The sequence below is a fragment of the Glycomyces amatae genome (assembly GCF_020991375.1).
In the GTDB taxonomy this organism is placed as follows: Bacteria; Actinomycetota; Actinomycetes; order Mycobacteriales; family Micromonosporaceae; genus Glycomyces; species Glycomyces amatae.
In genome coordinates this window covers 85,892-101,476 of the sequence record NZ_JAJLQZ010000009.1, presented here as the reverse complement: position 1 = coordinate 101,476, position 15,585 = coordinate 85,892, and the positions used below count along the sequence as shown (strand labels likewise).

Below are 15,585 nucleotides of genomic sequence, written 5' to 3'. Positions count from 1 at the left end.
CTCTTTCGGTAGTGACCGGCATCGGTCAGCCCTTGACCGCGCCGCTGAGGAGTCCGGCGGTGAGCCGTTTCTGGATGAGCATGAAGAACACGAGGCTCGGGATGCAGGCCAGGAGCGCGGCCGCGGCGAGCTGGCCGAGCTGGACCTGCCCTTCGGCGCCGACGAAGCGGGCCAGCGCGAGCGGCAGGGTCTGCATGTCCGGGTCCTGGATGAGCACGAGCGCGAAGAAGAACTCGTTCCAGGAGTTGATGAACGTGAACAGGCTGGTGGCGACCAGGCCCGGTGCGAGCAGCGGGAGGACGACCTTCGCGAGGGTCTTGAGGCGCCCGGCGCCGTCGACGGCGCTGGCCTCCTCGAGTTCGACCGGGATGGCGGCGACGTAGCCCTGGAGCATCCACAGCGAGAACGGGAGGGACCAGACCGCGTAGACCAGGACGAGGCCCAGCAGCGTGTTCACCAGTCCGATGTCCTTGAGCAGCAGGAACAGCGGGATGATGATGAGGATGAACGGGAAGACCTGGCTGAGCAGGATCCAGCCGGTCGCGGCCGCCCTGAGCTTCGTGCGGAAGCGGACGAGGGCGTAGGCGGCGGGCAGGGCGACGGCCGTGACGATCACGGTGGTGGTGACCGCGACGAGGAGGCTGTTGCCCGCGGCGGTGTAGAGGTCGGCCTTGTCGATCGCGGCGGTGAAGTTGTCGAGGTTGAACTGCTCGGGCAGGAGCCCGGCGTCGGGCGACTGGAGCTCGCGGGGCGTCTTGAACGCGGTGCTGAGCAGGAACAGCAGCGGGAACGCCAGGAAGCACATGTACGCGAGCAGCGCCAGGTACTGGAGCGGCCGGGCGTAGGGGCGGCGCCCCACGGTCTTGGCAAGGGTCGTCACTGGAGGCGCCTCCGCATCTGGCCGCGCAGGTAGAGGAACAGGAACGCGCCGATCAGGATCACCATCACGTTGCCCATGGCCGCGGCGTAGCCGAAGTTGCCGTAGCGGAAGGCCTCGTTGTAGGCGAACAGGCTCGGGAGCATGGTGGTGCCGCCGGGTCCGCCCGCGGTGAGCACGAAAACGAGCGCGAAGGAGTTGAAGTTCCAGATCAGGTCGAGGGTGGTGATGGCGACGATGATGGGCCGCAGGGCGGGGAGCGTGACGTGCCAGAAGCGGCGCCAGGTGCTCGCGCCGTCGATGGCGGCGGCCTCGTTGAGCTCGGCCGGGACGGACTGGAGCCCGGCGAGGAGGGTGACGGTGGTCTGGGGCATCCCCGCCCAGACGCCGACGACGATGACCACGGGCAGGGCGATGGAGGCCTCGCCGAGCCAGTTGATGCTCGAGGGCAGGCCGAGGGCGTCGAGGGTGCGGTTGACGGGCCCGTAGCTGGGGTTGAGCATGAGCTGCCACATGATCGCGATGATCACCGGGGGCATGGCCCAGGGGACGAGCGCGAGGGTGCGGGCGAGCCAGCGCAGCCGCAGGTCGAGGTTGAGCAGGAGGGCGAGGCCGAGGGAGGCGAGGAACTGGAGGACCGTGACGCTGAAGGCCCAGATGAGGCCGATCTTGAACGAGTCCCAGAACAGGCCGTTCCCGGCGAGCTCGACGTAGTTGTCGAGGCCGTTGAAGTGCGTCTCGACGTTGAGTCCCGCTTCGGCGTCGGTGAAGCCGAGGGCCACGCCGTACACGAGGGGGTAGACGCTGAAGAGCATCACCGGCAGGAGGGCGGGCAGGACGAGGAGCCAGGCGTCGCGGCCGTCGCTGCTGCGGCGGCGGGGCCGGGGCGGTGCGGCGAGGGCGGTCATGCGGCCTCCCGGGTGGATTCGCGCACGGACAGGCCGGGGGCGATGACGAGTCGCTGGACGGGGGCGTCCGGGTCCTGGATGCGGCGGACGAGGAGTTTCGCGGCGGCCTTGGCGCGCTTGGTGGAGCCGAGGTCGACGCTGGTCAGGGACGGGGTGGCGAGTTCGGCGGCGTCGGTGTCGTCCATGCCGACGACGGCGACGTCCTCGGGGACGCGGGCGCCGGCGGCGGCGAGCTCCTTGAGGGCGGCGACGGCGAGGAGGTCGTTGGCGCACACGATGGCGTCGGGGCTGGCCTGGCGGAGCAGGTCGGCGGTGGCGCGGCGCCCGGCGCGGTAGGTGAAGCCGGTGGCGGTGACCTGGAGTTCGGAGCTGGAGGGTAGGTCGAAGCGGTCGACGGCGGCGAGGTAGCCGGCGAGGCGGGCGGCGCCGGGGACGGTGTCGACGGGGCCGTTGACGAGGGCGATGCGGCGGCGGCCCTGGGCGGCCAGGTGCTCGACGGCGAGGCCCATGCCGGTGGCTGAGTCGGCACGGACGTTGTCGAGTTCGACGTCGGGCGGGAGGGAGCCGATGACGACGATGGGGAGGCGGCTGCCGCGCATGGCGTCGATGAGCTCGGCGGTGATGCGCAGGGGGCTGAGGAGGAGGCCGTCGGCGTAGCCGCGGTTGAGGCTGGAGAGCAGGTCGATCTGGTCGGCGGGGTCCGAGCCGGTGGAGGAGACCACGAGGCGGTAGCCGGCCTTGCCGACGACGCCGGCGACGGTGCGCATCATCTGGACGTAGACGGGGTTGCCGACGTCGGCGACGGCGAGGGCGATCTGGTCGGTGCGCCCGGTGCGCAGGGTCCGCGCGCTGGTGTCGGGCACGTAGCCCAGCTCCTCGGCGGCCTCGCGGACGCGGCGGGTCATCTCCGCGGAGGCGGCGCCTCCGTTGAGGACCCGCGACACCGACGCCACGGAGACACCGGCCCGCGCGGCGACCAGCGCGAGGTTGGACTTCTTCGTCTCGGCCATGCGCAGCCCCTGGTTTCGTCGTTGAAAACGTTCTTAAGAACGTTCTCAGCGAACGTACCAGAGATTCCCCCACCCGTCACACGCGCCACGGTCCGAGCCGTTCCGACAGACCCGGAGACGTTGCCTCCCATGCGGAAGGCAGAGCTCAAGGCTTCGCCCGGAACAACAGCCATCGCCTATAGGACCGTTCCATCCCGTATATCCTCATCGTCCCGCGAAGCGTGACATCTGCCGAAGAAAATGCTAGAGTCTCCCTCACCTTCGGTTTCCCTGCGGAGGCGCCCCTCGTCACCACTGGAGACGATCATGGCCAATGGTCGCGTCATCGCCCCGAATGTCCAGGCGACCTCCGCCCTCTCGACTGAAGACCGCGACCTGGAGCGCCTTGCGACGGCACTGCCGTTAACCGCGGTGAGCATCGAGACCGGCGATGAGCCCGTGCCCGTCGGTCTGATATCGGATTCGGAGTCGCTGCACGCCCGGCTCAGGGAGCATTGGAAGTGCACGACCGCGAAGCCTCGATCGACGGTCGTCGCACTCGCCGCTCCGGCCGCCTCCCATCAGCTCGACGAGCGCCTCGATCAAGGCAGGTACTGGAGGCCGGGCGGATCGCAGCTCTGGATGACCGCTGCGACCTCTTACACGGAGGTGAAGGTGGCCGTTCGCGGCCTGGCGTCCTTCTCCGCGGGAGCGGGGGTCCTGTTCGCCCATGGATGCGCGCTGTCCCTCGGCATCGACGGAAGACGACACGGCGTCCTGGTCATGGGAAGCTCGGGGGCCGGCAAGACGACCTTGGTCTCGTCCGTGAAGCACGACGGCGGGCTCGAGCCGAGGATCGTCAACGACGACTGGGGCCCCGTCGGTCTCGACGGGGCCGTCGCGCACTACACCGGAGAGCTGAAGCTGCACATGAAGGCGCAGAGCATCCTCGCCTTCAACTCCGCATACGAGTTCCCGCGCACCCCCGCTCCGAGCGATCGGCTGCTGGTCGACCCGTTCTCGGTCTTCGGCGAAGACGTGCCGGCGTCCGCGACGGCGCTGCGGCACGTCATCTTCATCATTCGGAACCGCGGCGAGCGGCCCGGCGTGCTCGAGGGCCGGGTCGACCTCGACTGGTTGGCCCGAGGCCAGTACTCGCCGTTCTACGACGCGAACGAGCCCTTCCTCAACGGGTCGCTGCTGCTGCGGGACGAGCGGCGGATCGAGATCGAGAGACAGAAGTACCGCCGGCTGCTCGACTCCTGCCGAGTCGGTCTCATCAACAACACCGGCACCCCGGATCAGCTGAAACGATGGTTCCTACAGATCCTCGGAGGTTGACCTCTGCAATGCGGCGCCATTCGCCCGAACCCACCCCGCTCACCCGCATCGCTCCCGTCGCCGGTTTCAACCGCCTGTACGTGAAGGACGAGAGCCGCCACCCCACGGGCACCTTCAAGGATCGCCTCTGCGAGAAGGCGCTGGCCGAGGCGCATCGAGAAGGCCTCTCGATCGCGACCATCTCGTACGGGAACACGGCGCTGAGCCTCGCCCATTACCGCCGCCTCTATGACGACGCCGTGCCCGTGTACGCCCTCATGCCGGAGGAGGTCCCGGCGTCGTGGGTGCTGGGCCCTTCGACCTCCGGATCGTTCCTGAAAGGAGACGATCTGGTCCGGTACCTCGATTCGAGGATCACCGTCCTGCCGTTCGACCCCCGGGCCGAAATCCTGGACGACCGGCGCATGGCGCAGATCGTCGAGGAGCACCAGGGGCACCCGGTCCGGCTGCTCAACATCACGGAGGGGTTGGCGGAACCCGCCTATGTGGACGTCATCGTCGAATCGGTGCGGCAGCTCGGAAGGGTCCCCGACGTCTGCATCGTGCCCTTCGGGGCCGGCATCCTCTGCAACGAGATCATGGACTACCTCGCCCCGTACGACTGCGACGTCGTGCCGCTGAGCGTGGAGCGGCGGGATTCGCTCGCCCGCATGCTCTACGGCCCCGTATGGCTGGACGTCGAAGCGCTGACGCGCACGGGGAGGTCGCTCTCCCGCCACGCCTCCCCCGACAAGACCGGAGCCGTCAGGGAGCCCTATGTCGTTCACAGGGTCGGCGAGGACGAAGTGCTGCTGGGGGTCTCCCGGGCGGTCGCAGCGAACGTCTCGGCGGAGCCGAGCGGGGCGGTCGGCCTGGGTGTGCTCGACCGCCTCCACCAGCTCGTCGACCGACCCTCGCTGGACTCCGAGTCCCTGATCCTGGTCGTCAACACCGGAAACGCGATAGACGGGTTCTCCCGTAACATCGAGTTGAGTCGGTGAGCCGTTTGGATCTGCGGCCATGTGCGCAGTAGCCGCAGCATTCCGAAAGCGATGGTGTCCTCCTGGAACGATCCTTCCCACACCATGTCCTCGATATGCCGGAGGTCGATGCCCACCGGCTCGATGTCCTCATCGCTGTCCGCGTCCGGCTTCCATTCATCGCTCGGCATCTCGAGATTGAACGCCACGATATGATGGACATTGTGGAACAGCTTGAGCATGGGCGACGACGTATGGAACATCCGAAGCGAGTCCGCGGATATCCCGAGCTCCTCATATAGCTCCCGGTATGCGGCCTCAACAGCGGATTCACCGGCCTCGATCGCGCCCGAAACGGTCCTCAGAATGCGTTCGCTGGAAACTCCCGGTTTGATCTCGTTGATGAGCCAAAGCCGGTCCTCCCTGTCGACCGGATAAACCCTGACCACGTCCTCGCAGACGGCGAACTCATAATCCTGTCGGCCTATGGGCGTTTCCACGTTCATCTCGATGACATCGAACACTTTGCCGTGGAATCGGACTCGCGCGTCCAGTTCTTCAATTCGCTTTGCCCTCGACATTTATCCACCCATCCTTTTGAAAGACCAAGCTTCACTTTCGTCCCAGAGTCGCTCGAATTGCCGTTCGAAGTAGTTGTACCAAATCGGGGAAACGTTCGGAGCCAGACTCAGGTGCGGCCTGTAAGCAGAAGACTCGTCATATGTGTAGATCTCGACGACCATTTTGGCAGTCGGCGACTTGGCGTCGATCAGGGCGATACTGGACGTCGGTACATTATCAAGAGTCCTCACCTCAATGCGATCGGCCCATCGCTCCACAAGCCGAGACAATCTCTCAATGCTTTGAATTATCTCATTGTCGTATTTCGAAGGACTTTCAGTTTTTATGAAATGCTTGGCGACCACCGCGCTCGCATTCGACCTCGGCCGAAGGAAGAGAATTTTGCACTTTCCATTCCTGGCGGCGATGCCCTCGATCGATTGGAGGTGCTCGTTGGTGAACGACCTCAGGGACATGCCGTTGATGTAAAGACTCTTGCAGTCGCTCAAACCGAGCGGCCATTGCTCGAGTTCTCGCCGGTACTTGAGCGCCCCGTCCACCTGCGGGGTGATCAGCCTTCCCAGGGCTGCAATTTCCTGCTTGGCCGCCTCGAGGGCCGCGTTGGCCCTGATGCTGCGCCGGTCGATCACGAACAGCTGGAGCCCCACCGCCAATATGAAGCCCCCGAGCGCGCCCGCCAGGGTTCGCACGACCGATTGAATGTCGGCGATCCGTTCCGGGTCCTTCCAGGCACCAAAGGAGATCGCGACGCAGGCGATAGCGGTCGACAACAAAGCAGCCGATGTGATAATTGCAATTAAGATCTCTATTACCTTGCGATGCGTTTCTCGGGAGAGGTCCTGCATGCCAGCATGCTATCGCATATCCGACCTCCCGCCCCTCCTCACCTCAACGCGACCGGAGTGGACCGATAGAACAATTGTGATGCAATATGACCAGAGAGATCACTGGTTCTGCCAACCGTCTTGTCCCTCCTCTGATTCCCCCCTTCGGCATATTCGCTCAAAAGCGATCCGGGAGCTTCGGGCAGTGCACCCGCCGGCCGGGCGGTCGGGGGCCGCGTCCGCCATCCCGAGGGGCGTACCGCTTGGGGGGCAGGCGCTTCGGTGGGGGGTTGGGCGGGCGGCGACGAGCCGTTCACGGCGCAGTCGACCGCCGCGGCCGCCGAGGCCTGCCCGGAGGGGGCCGAGGCGCCGGGGACGCTCCGCGGCCCGCATTTCAGCCTGGGCGTCTCCTGCCTGCTCCTGGCCGGTCCCGGCGAGATCGCGGCCCTGGCCGACCTGCTCGGCGAGACCCCCGGGCTGGAGGACGACGAGCGGCTGGCGCTGGTGCACTTCCCCGCCGACCAAACGAGCGCGACGCTCCCCGAGGACAGCGCCCACGAGGTCGCGACCGAGGTCGTCCTCGGCGACGAGCGCTGGTCCGTCGAGGGGCTCCCGGAGGGGGACGCGTACTTCGCCGCGGTGGTCGGCGAGGACGCCGCGGCCACGGTCGCCGTGACCGACGCCGAGCGCACCCAGACGCTGGACCTGGCCGGCGGCGAGATCGCCGAGCAGGCCGCCGCGTACTACCACGGCGCGTTCGGCGAGCGCTCGTTCACCATCAGCGCCAACATGAACCTGGAGACCGGCGACGACGAGTGGTACATCGCCGGGGCGACCCTGGACGACGAGGTCACCGTCACCCGCAGCGCGTTCGCGGAGGACCGCGGCTGGCTGTGCGGGCCGGACGAGGCGGTCCTGACCGCCGTGTTCAGCCTGATGGTCGAGACCGACTGGAACCAGGACTGGCCCTTCGACGCCGCCTCGCAGCTGTGGATCGACGTCGGCGAGGAGGTCGTCGCCCCGCTCACCGTCGAGCACACGGACGAGAAGGGCGAGAAGGACGAGGGCGGCACCGCCCCCGTCTACCGGCACTTCACGGTCGAGTTCGTGGTCCCGGCCGACCTGCTGAGCGTCCAGTTCGCGGTCGACCTGCCCGACGCCGTCTACGACAGGGACCTCGACGAGTGGCTCTACGCCACCAGCGGCGGCGGCACCCAGCGCTACACGGTCGACTTCCGCGCCTGAGGGTCAGCAGTTGCCGGGGGCGAACTCCAGGTAGGTGATGGTCACCTGCTCGTCGTAGTGGGCGGGGGTGCCGCCTTCGGGGTCGAGGTGCAGGACGGTGCACTCGGTCTGGCCGGTGCCGGGGTCGGCGTCGCTCGTCGCCAGCCTCAGGTTCTCCCAGCCCGCCCGGTAGAGCTCGGTCCAGGCCTCCTCGAAGTGGAGGCCCCAGAGGTCGGGGAGCGTCGCCGCACCGCCGTCGACGGTGCCCGGTTCGCCGCCGGTGTCCTCGTCGGCGGGGTCGCCGCCGCCCGAACCGCCGGTGCCCTCGTCGTGGTCGTCCGCCTCGGTGGTCGCGGCCTCGTGCTCCTCGGCCGAGGCGGTGTCCGATGTGGATGTCTCCGAGTTCGAGGCGGCGTCGGAGGGCATCGCCTCGCCGTTGCTCGGGTCCACCGATCCGTACGCCCCGAAGACGCCGCCCTCGCCGTCTTCGGCCGTGTCGAGCAGGGGCGGGAGCGCCACCGCGGCAGCGGCGGCCGCCACGGCGGCGATCGCCGCTGCGACGAGGACGATCCGCCTGCGGCGCTTCGGTTTCAGGGGTTCGCGGCGCAGCGCCGTCGTCGTGTCGAAGGGAGTCGCGGGTGCCGCCGGGCCGGGGGTGTCGAAGACGTTCGGCGGGAGCGGCCGGCCGGTGGCGGCCGCGGCGAGCGCCGCGGCGCTGGGCCAGCGCCGGTCCGGCTGCTTGGCGAGGGCCCGGAGCACCGTCGCGGCGGCCTCCGGGGGAACGGTCTCGGGCAGCGGCGGGGGCGGCCGGTTCAGGTGTCCGTTGAGGATGGTCCCGGCGGTGTCGCCGGTGAACGGCGGGTTCCCGGCGAGGCACTCGTAGGCGACGGCGCCCAGGGAGTAGACGTCGGTGGCGTAGTTCAGCTCGCGGCCTTCGAGCTGCTCGGGCGAGGCGTAGTAGAGGGTGCCCAGGAGCATCCCGGTCTCGGTGATGGCGGCCCGCCCGGCGGAGAGGGCGATGCCGAAGTCGACCAGGACCGCCCGGCCGCGCCCGTCGAGGATGATGTTGGCGGGCTTGACGTCCCGGTGGACGATCCCGGCCTCGTGGGCGCACTGGAGGGCCTCGGCGACCTGGGCGCACAGGCGCATGGCCTCGGCAGGCTCCAGGGGGCCGGCCAGGAGCCGCGCGGTCAGGGAGCGGCCCTCGATGAGCTCCATGACCAGGTAGGACAGGACCGCGCCGGTCTCGTCCTCCATGTCGCTGTAGTCGTAGAGCGCCGCGATGCCGGTGTGCCGCAGGGCGGCCACGGACTGGGCCTCGTGCTCGAAGCGGGCGCGGGCGGTGTCGTCGTCCTCGAAGCCGGTCTTGAGGATCTTGACCGCCACGGCCCGCTTGAGGCGGGTGTCGAACCCGCGCCAGACGGTGCCCATGCCGCCGGAGGCGATGACCTCGTCGAGCCGGTAGCGGTCGGCGATCAGGGTTCCGGGTTCCATGACGGCGCCTCGCAGGGGTGGGCGAAGGGGTGTGTCCACAATCCTAAGCGACCCTCGCAGGCCCGGACTCCACGACCGGCCTCGGCCGGGTGCCGCCGCCGACGGGCGGGCAGTGCTTCGCGGCGTACGGCCGATCAGGCGGGATCGCGGCGGGCAGACGCCGCCGCCGCGTCCTCCGGGTTCGGAGGGCACGGCGGCGGCGTCCCGTTCTCAGTGCTTGGAGAGGTCCGCGGCGTACTCGGGGCCGGGCAGCGGCGGCATCGGGTCGTCGAGCCGCATGTTCCCGAGGGCCTTCAGGTCCCACTCGTCGAACTCGCCGCGCACGGTCGACACGACGCTGCTCCCGTCGAAGTCGAAGGTCACGGTCCACATGTCGTACCCGTACTCGTATCCGACGGCCTTCGCCAGCGTCCCGTCCCGGCGGAACGTCCGGGTGATCCCGTAGAGGTGGTTCCCCCTGAACCACCTCTCGGTGAGCAGGTCGCCGTCGGAGGTGATCGTGCCGCTGGGGCCCTCGAGCCAGCCGTCCCGGTAGCTCTGGAACCCGTGGTCGCCGTCGCTCAGCGTCTCAGCGGTGAACCCGGTGAACCGCTCCGGACCGCGCCAGAGGACTTGGTCCTGGTCGAAGTGCAGCTCCGCATAGGGCACCGCCTGCCCGACGGGATCGTATTCAGGTCTCATAGGCTTCCGTCCCAGCTCCTGTTGTTCTTGGTCTTGTTGCCGTGCCCGTCGGTGCTCCAACCGGACGAGCTGCCCTTGACGCCGTCGATCATCTGAGTGCAGTTGCCGCAGCATGGCATCTTGAGCTTGTCGACGGGGCTCGCGCTCGCCGCCATGAACTCGTCGAGTCGCGGGTCGCGGCCCTCCGCCCGGGCGTCCTTCAACGCCTCGTTGGTCGCCCTCACCTCGGAGTGCCGTCCGGGGACGCCGTGCCTTTCCTGACCGGGTTCAAGGTCGGACTTCCAACCGCTGCCGTCGTTCCTGTTGGCGTAGTCGTCGAATCGGCCGCGAAGGGCCGGGTCGAAGTCGCTCCGCCTGGGCGCCTCATTGACATTGTGGTTGTAGTAGACCCGGCCCGAGGTGCGGTCCCACACGGCACTGACACAGGGGTTGCGCTGACTATCGGTCCAGCCCGGGGGGTTCGCGTCGATGTAGTCGTCCAGTCGCTCCTGGAGCCGCCTGAAGTCCGCCGCGTCGTCGCCGGAGGCGTCCATGCGGTTCCAATCATCGGGCGTGGACGGCTGCCGGTTCGGGTCGGGCTTTCTGCCGGGCGGAAAGCCGCCTTGGCCGCCCCCGCGCCCACCGCCGCGCCCGCCGCGCCCGCCGCGGCCGCCTCTTCCCCCACCGCGGTCCCACGGTTTATGCACGCGATACGAGTCGATGTTCCGGGTGAATATCCTCGCGCCGTCGCGCCCGCCCCCGCGGCCTCCGCCGCGGCCGCCTCTGTCCTTACCCATTCATCACCCTGTCGATTGCCATGCCCATCAACTGGTCGATGATGAGCCCGGTGATCTGTTTGAAGATCGGGATCTGCGCCATCGAGGCGCCGAACGTGACCGGCGCGGTCGCGATCGCCCAGGCGATCTGGACCGCCAGGATCGCCAATTGCACGATGACCTGGATCTTGAGGGCCAGGATGATCCCGGCCATGACCGTCAGGCCGATGCTCATCTCGTTGGACGGATCACCGGCGTCGGCCAGGTTCGAAGGCGAGGACTCGCCGGACTCCCACTCGTTCTGGAAGGCGTCGATGTGCCCGCCCGAGTTGTTCTCCAGGAGTGTCCGCGCGGCCGCCTGGAGCCCCTCGATCCTGCCGGCGAGCTGGTCGGCCATGCCGGTCCACTCGCCTGCGAGATTGAACAGGGACTCCTCGTCCGACTCCGGCCACTCGTAGCCCAGCATGCTCAGCAGGGTGATGAGCTCGCCGGGTAGTTGCATGCCCATGGGGTGCGTTCTCCTTACCGGGGGGTTCGATCGAGGGGGTTCCCGACGCCTGGGGCATCGGCCGGAGGCGGATCAGGAGAGCGGCGCTCAACCGGGTTCGGCCCCGCCCCCGAGCCGGCCTTGGAGTTCGGTGAACGACCTGCTGATCTCTTCCTCGTCCCCGTCGTGGTCGTCCGCCATGTCGCGCAGCGCCTGCGAGAGCGTCGCCAGGTCCTCGATGTTGCTGGTGAAGGACTCGGTCAGCGCGTCCATGACCGACTGGTGTCCGACGCCCCCCAGAGAGCCGATCGTGTCGCCGCCGAAGGCGTCCGCGTACTCCTCGACCTTGGCGGTGAACTGGTCCAGGAGTGCTTGGACCTCGTCCTTCGCCGCGTCGAGCTCGTCCGCCGACCGGCGAATGGTCTCGGTGTCCACGTTGAAGCCCGCCACGGTCACCCGCCTCCGTCAAATCGGGCGTGAAGATCATGGGGCGCACGGTGATCGAACTGCCGCACAATCTGGTCTTCTTCGAACATTCAGACCTCCCGAGCGCACCATACCTGAAAAGTCCGGCAGGCCGGGCCCCGCACCGGCGTTCGCGACCGCTCGCCGCGGTGCGCCTTCGGCCCCGGCCTGCGAGGTCGACGGAGCCTGCTCGGGCACGGCCGCCGGTGCCGGGCAGGCCCCCTCGGCGGCGGGGGGCATGCCGTTCGTGGATGCTCTTGCCATGCAGATCACCTGGCGTCCGCTCACCGAGGCCGATTTTCCGCTGCTGGCCGACTGGCTCTCGCGTCCGCACGTGCACCGCTACTGGCACCACGACCACTCCCCCGAGGGCGTGGCGCGCGACTTCGGCCCCGGCACGCGCGGCGAGGAGGCGGGCGAGGACCTGCTCGTGTCGGTCGACGGGCGGCCCATCGGGCTCGTGCAGCGCTCCCGCATCGACGACTACGCCGAGGACTTCGAGAAGCTCCGCGCGATCGTGGACGTGCCGCCGGGCGCGGTGACGATCGACTACTTCATCGGCGACCCGGCGCTGACCGGGCGCGGTCTCGGCACCGCGATCATCCGGGCGGTCGTGGCCGACACCTGGTCGGCGTACCCTGCGGCGCCGGCGGTCGTCGTCGGCGTCGTCGCGGGCAACGTCGCCTCGTGGCGCGCGCTCGAGAAGGCGGGCTTCCGCCGGGTGGGCGAGGGCGACATGGAGCCGGACAACCCGGTGGATCCGCCGCTCCACTTCGTCTCCCGCATCGACCGCCCGGCTCAGCCGGGGGCCAGCCAGTAGCCGTCGAGGTCGGCCAGGCTCGGCGGGGCGTCCAGGAGCGGGGCGAGCCGCCGCGCCATCAGGTGGACCTCGTCGTGGCGGCCGCCGAACATGTAGACCGCGGCGCCCGCCAGTCCCGCCGCGGTCATGTAGCAGCGCAGCCGGTTCCGGTGGTCGGCCGTGTCGTCCAGGCCCGCGGCGGCGGCGCGGGCCTGCGGCGCCATCGGCGGCCAGGCGCCGCCCCAGTACAGCTGGTAGGCCGCGTCCCAGAGCGGGTCGCCGAGCATCGCGCGCTCCAGGTCGAGGACGCCGACCGTGCCGTCCTCGTCGAGGACGAGGTTGTTGGCGCTGTAGTCGCCGTGGACGAGGGCGCGGACCGGCGGCAGGGACGCCGCGGCGGCGTGGACCTGTTCGGCGAGGGCCTCCAGGAGCTTCCGGTCCTCAGTGGACTCGATGTCCGGCCATTCGCGGGGGACGCGGCCGATCCAGTCGGCCCACGCGGTGTGGCGGCCGTCGCCGGTGGCGGGGTCGACGCCGCCGTAGCCGGTCGTCCCGGAGACGTCCACGGCGTGGAGCCGCTCGAGCGTGTCGGCCACGGCGGGCGCGGCGGCGGTGATGCGGTCCATCGGCAGGTCGCACAGCCGCGTCCCCGGCAGCCGCCCGGTGAGGCACCACCAGCCGTCCCCGATCGGGCCGATCCCGTGGAACTCGGGGACGCGGACGCCCGAGCCCGCGAGCATCAGGCTCGCCCGCTCGTCCACCGCGAACCCCTCGCGGCGCTTCGAGACCCGGACCACCACGGGGCCGGTGCCGGCGACGGCGGCGAACACCTGGGAGTTCTCGCCTTCGGCGAGCGGCTCCCAGCCGGTCGTCGGGCCGGCCGCCCCTTCGACGGCGGACCGGATCTCGGGCAGCGCGAATCGAGACCTGAACATGGCCCGAGCGTACGACTGCGGGGGTTCCCGGGTCGCGCGGAGTGTCGGTCCCCGTCGGTAGGTTGGGGGCGTGAACGAGGCACCGCGGCTCGAGGCCGTCACTCCCGACAATGTCGCCCTGGCCTGCGCGATCAAGGTCGCGCCCGAGCAGGAGGCGTTCGTGGCGCCGGTCGTGAGCTCGCTGGCCGAGGCCTACGCCTCCTATGCGACCGCGTGGCCCCGCCTGGTGTACGCCGGGGACGAGCCGGTCGCGTTCGTCATGGGCGGGTTCGACCCGCACGCCGAGATCGAGTTCTTCCGCTGCGGCATCTGGCGGCTCAACGTCGCCGCCGCCCGCCAGGGCTCGGGGTACGGTCGGTTCGCGGCCGAGGCCGTGCTGGACGAGGGGCGGCGCCGCGGGGCGGACCGGGCCACCGTGCTGTGGAAGCCGGGCGGGCACGGCCCCGAGGGCTTCTACCGCCGCCTGGGTTTCGAGCCCACCGGGCAGGAGTTCGCGGGCCAGGTCGTCGGGGCGATCGCGCTCACATGAGGCTTGACCTTGACACGGTGACAAGGTCTTCACTGGGTGCCGGAGGTGGTTCCCATGAACACGAACCTGATCAGCGCCCTGGGCGCGGGCGACGCGTCGACGCGGCTCAAGGCCGCTCTCGCGGCCGGCACCGACCGCGACCCGGCCCTGGCCGAGGCCCTTGTGGAGCGGTCCGGGACCGAACCGGACTTCTTCGTGCGCGACATGCTCACGTGGGCGCTGACGCGTCTCCCGGCGGACGTCACGGTGCCGAGGCTGCTCGCGGAGCTGCGTTCGGCGAACGCCCAGGCCCGGAGCCAGGCGCTGCATACACTGTCGAAGGTCGGCGACGCGAGGGCGTGGCCCGCGGTCACGCCGTCCCTGCTGCGCGACGCCGACGACGAGGTCGCCCGGAGCGCGTGGCGCGCCGCGGTCGTCCTCGTGCCCGAGGGGCGGGAGGGCGACTTGGCCGGGGAGCTGGCGACGCAGCTCGGTCGCGGCGACCGGGAGCTGCGGCTGAGCCTGAGCCGCGCGCTGGTCGCCTTGGGCGAGGCGGCCGAGCCGGTGCTCCGGACGGCGGCGGCGAGCGGCGACCCGGAGGTCGCCGCCCATGCGGCCGCCACGGAGCGGCTCCTGCGCGACCCGGACGCCGCCTTCGAGCTCGCCGTGGACTCGGCGAGGCGGATCGTGGCGCTCGGCGGGAAGGAGCCGGATGCTGATCGGTGAGGTCGCGCGCCGCTCGGGGGTGAGCACGAGGATGCTCCGGCACTACGACGCCCTCGGGCTGGTGCGCCCCAGCGGGCGCACCGTGGGCGGCTACCGCCAGTACGCCGACGAGGACATCCGGCGGATCTTCCACGTGGAGAGCCTGCGGACCCTGGGCCTGTCGCTGCGCCAGGTCGGGCAGGTGCTGGAGGACCCGGGCTTCACGCCGTCCGCGCTCATCGGCGACCTCGTCCGGGAGGCCGAGGGGCGGCTGGAACGGGAGCGGGAGCTGCTGAAGCGGCTCCGCGCGGTCGACTCGTCGGAGCCCTCTGCCTGGGAGGACGTGCTGCGCATCGTCGAGCTGCTGCACGGGCTCGGCTCGCCGAGCGCGGCGCGGCGGCAGCAGGCCGCGCTGGCGCCGGAGGCGGAGGTGCCCGCTCCGCTGCTGGCCGAGGCGATCCTGGCCGAGGCCGATCCGAACGTGGCCGGGGCCCTGCGATGGGCGCTCGCGCGGGCCGACCGGGACGTCGTGGCGAGCCTGGCGCCCGGTCTGGGGTCGGCGGACGCGGAGGTCCGGCGACGCGCGGTGCTGGCGCTCGCCGAGATCCCCGGCGACGAGGCGGCCGCGGTGCTCGCTGGCGGCCTGGACGATCCGGACGCGGCGGTGCGCGGGCAGGCGGCCCTGGCGCTGGGGGCGCGCGGGAGGGCCGCGGCGGTGCCGGTGCTGGTCGGCATGGTGGTCGAGGGCGCGAACGACGTGGACGCGGCCGAGGTCCTGGGGGCGCTGGCGCGGGACCCGGAGGCGGCGGACGGGATCAGGGGCGCCCTGGTCGAGGAGCTGGAGGCCCCGCCGCAGGACACCGGTGTGCGGATGCGGCTGGTCCAGGCGGCCGCCGAGCTGCCGCACGGCATTGCGCTGCAAGTGCTGCGGGGCCTGGCCGACGACGGGGACCGGACCGTGGCCCGGACCGCGGCGGCCCTCGCGGGCGTGATCGAAGCGCGGGGCGGCGCCTGAGGCGCCGCCCGTCGTGCCGGCGGCGTAAACCTGTGGC

The 15,585-nt window shown here is 70.1% G+C and carries 17 protein-coding genes and 1 pseudogene; 7 read left to right on the top strand and 11 right to left on the bottom strand.

The window, feature by feature from the left end; genetic code table 11:
• Nucleotides 1-25: 25 nt before the first annotated feature.
• From LO763_RS15590 to LO763_RS15580, 3 genes are read right to left on the bottom strand one after another with little or no spacing between them, the layout of a single operon-like run.
• The gene (locus tag LO763_RS15590) at nucleotides 26-880 is read right to left on the bottom strand and encodes a carbohydrate ABC transporter permease (protein ID WP_230785947.1); all 855 of its coding nucleotides are present in this window, start codon (nucleotides 878-880) and stop codon (nucleotides 26-28) included.
• Entirely contained in the window at nucleotides 877-1,785 is a 909-nt protein-coding gene (locus LO763_RS15585) for a carbohydrate ABC transporter permease (protein ID WP_230785945.1), read from the bottom strand. Before LO763_RS15585 ends, LO763_RS15590 begins: the two co-directional genes overlap by 4 nt.
• Nucleotides 1,782-2,795 carry a LacI family DNA-binding transcriptional regulator gene (locus LO763_RS15580; protein WP_230785943.1) on the bottom strand — a complete coding sequence of 338 codons (1,014 nt, stop codon included), beginning with the start codon at nucleotides 2,793-2,795 and terminating at the stop codon, nucleotides 1,782-1,784. Before LO763_RS15580 ends, LO763_RS15585 begins: the two co-directional genes overlap by 4 nt.
• A 306-nt stretch (nucleotides 2,796-3,101) precedes the next feature.
• Between LO763_RS15580 and LO763_RS15575 the strand changes: the two genes are divergently transcribed.
• Together LO763_RS15575 and LO763_RS15570 are read left to right on the top strand one after the other, a co-directional pair.
• The gene (locus tag LO763_RS15575) at nucleotides 3,102-4,115 is read left to right on the top strand and encodes a hypothetical protein (RefSeq protein WP_230785941.1); all 1,014 of its coding nucleotides are present in this window, start codon (nucleotides 3,102-3,104) and stop codon (nucleotides 4,113-4,115) included.
• Nucleotides 4,112-5,095 carry a PLP-dependent lyase/thiolase gene (locus tag LO763_RS15570; protein WP_230785939.1) on the top strand — a complete coding sequence of 328 codons (984 nt, stop codon included), beginning with the start codon at nucleotides 4,112-4,114 and terminating at the stop codon, nucleotides 5,093-5,095. The genes LO763_RS15575 and LO763_RS15570 overlap by 4 nt, the downstream gene beginning before the upstream one ends.
• Before the next feature lie 140 nt (nucleotides 5,096-5,235).
• Here the strand turns inward: LO763_RS15570 and LO763_RS29890 are convergent.
• Both LO763_RS29890 and LO763_RS15565 read right to left on the bottom strand, forming a co-directional pair.
• Nucleotides 5,236-5,580 (bottom strand): annotated as a pseudogene (locus tag LO763_RS29890) (NUDIX hydrolase); the annotation flags it as partial.
• Nucleotides 5,581-5,655: 75 nt separating this feature from the next.
• Nucleotides 5,656-6,501 (bottom strand): hypothetical protein, encoded by an 846-nt coding sequence (locus tag LO763_RS15565; protein WP_230785937.1) that lies wholly within the window; start codon nucleotides 6,499-6,501, stop codon nucleotides 5,656-5,658.
• 261 nt (nucleotides 6,502-6,762) lie between these two features.
• Here LO763_RS15565 and LO763_RS15560 point away from each other — a divergent pair, with 261 nt between their 5' ends.
• On the top strand, nucleotides 6,763-7,725 hold the full coding sequence (locus LO763_RS15560) for a hypothetical protein (RefSeq protein ID WP_230785935.1): 963 nt from the start codon (nucleotides 6,763-6,765) through the stop codon (nucleotides 7,723-7,725).
• A 3-nt stretch (nucleotides 7,726-7,728) separates the two neighbouring features.
• Here LO763_RS15560 and LO763_RS15555 read toward each other — a convergent pair whose 3' ends face one another.
• The 5 genes from LO763_RS15555 to LO763_RS15535 form a co-directional block, all read right to left on the bottom strand.
• A complete protein-coding gene (locus tag LO763_RS15555; RefSeq protein WP_230785933.1) occupies nucleotides 7,729-9,198 on the bottom strand; it encodes a serine/threonine-protein kinase in 1,470 nt (489 codons plus the stop codon).
• 210 nt (nucleotides 9,199-9,408) lie between these two features.
• The gene (locus LO763_RS15550; RefSeq protein ID WP_230785931.1) at nucleotides 9,409-9,879 is read right to left on the bottom strand and encodes a hypothetical protein; all 471 of its coding nucleotides are present in this window, start codon (nucleotides 9,877-9,879) and stop codon (nucleotides 9,409-9,411) included.
• Nucleotides 9,876-10,412 carry a YwqJ-related putative deaminase gene (locus tag LO763_RS15545; protein ID WP_230785929.1) on the bottom strand — a complete coding sequence of 179 codons (537 nt, stop codon included), beginning with the start codon at nucleotides 10,410-10,412 and terminating at the stop codon, nucleotides 9,876-9,878. Before LO763_RS15545 ends, LO763_RS15550 begins: the two co-directional genes overlap by 4 nt.
• Nucleotides 10,413-10,647: 235 nt before the next feature.
• Nucleotides 10,648-11,142, bottom strand: a complete 495-nt coding sequence (locus tag LO763_RS15540) for a WXG100-like domain-containing protein (RefSeq protein ID WP_230785927.1) — start codon at nucleotides 11,140-11,142, stop codon at nucleotides 10,648-10,650.
• Nucleotides 11,143-11,229: 87 nt separating this feature from the next.
• Nucleotides 11,230-11,571 (bottom strand): WXG100 family type VII secretion target, encoded by a 342-nt coding sequence (locus LO763_RS15535; protein ID WP_230785925.1) that lies wholly within the window; start codon nucleotides 11,569-11,571, stop codon nucleotides 11,230-11,232.
• A gap of 277 nt (nucleotides 11,572-11,848) precedes the next feature.
• Between LO763_RS15535 and LO763_RS15530 the strand changes: the two genes are divergently transcribed.
• A complete protein-coding gene (locus LO763_RS15530; protein WP_230785923.1) occupies nucleotides 11,849-12,406 on the top strand; it encodes a GNAT family N-acetyltransferase in 558 nt (185 codons plus the stop codon).
• On the opposite strand, the gene LO763_RS15525 is transcribed toward LO763_RS15530, so the two are convergent.
• Nucleotides 12,385-13,320, bottom strand: a complete 936-nt coding sequence (locus LO763_RS15525; protein ID WP_230785921.1) for a phosphotransferase family protein — start codon at nucleotides 13,318-13,320, stop codon at nucleotides 12,385-12,387. The genes LO763_RS15530 and LO763_RS15525 overlap by 22 nt on opposite strands.
• A 70-nt stretch (nucleotides 13,321-13,390) precedes the next feature.
• Between LO763_RS15525 and LO763_RS15520 the strand changes: the two genes are divergently transcribed.
• Genes LO763_RS15520 through LO763_RS15510 form a run of 3 tightly spaced genes read left to right on the top strand, consistent with a single transcriptional unit; the run spans nucleotide 13,391 to nucleotide 15,548 of the window.
• Nucleotides 13,391-13,849 (top strand): GNAT family N-acetyltransferase, encoded by a 459-nt coding sequence (locus tag LO763_RS15520; protein WP_230785919.1) that lies wholly within the window; start codon nucleotides 13,391-13,393, stop codon nucleotides 13,847-13,849.
• 54 nt (nucleotides 13,850-13,903) lie between these two features.
• Nucleotides 13,904-14,554, top strand: a complete 651-nt coding sequence (locus LO763_RS15515; protein WP_230785917.1) for a HEAT repeat domain-containing protein — start codon at nucleotides 13,904-13,906, stop codon at nucleotides 14,552-14,554.
• Nucleotides 14,541-15,548, top strand: coding sequence for a HEAT repeat domain-containing protein (locus LO763_RS15510; protein ID WP_230785915.1), 1,008 nt, complete (start codon nucleotides 14,541-14,543; stop codon nucleotides 15,546-15,548). Before LO763_RS15515 ends, LO763_RS15510 begins: the two co-directional genes overlap by 14 nt.
• Nucleotides 15,549-15,585: the final 37 nt, after the last annotated feature.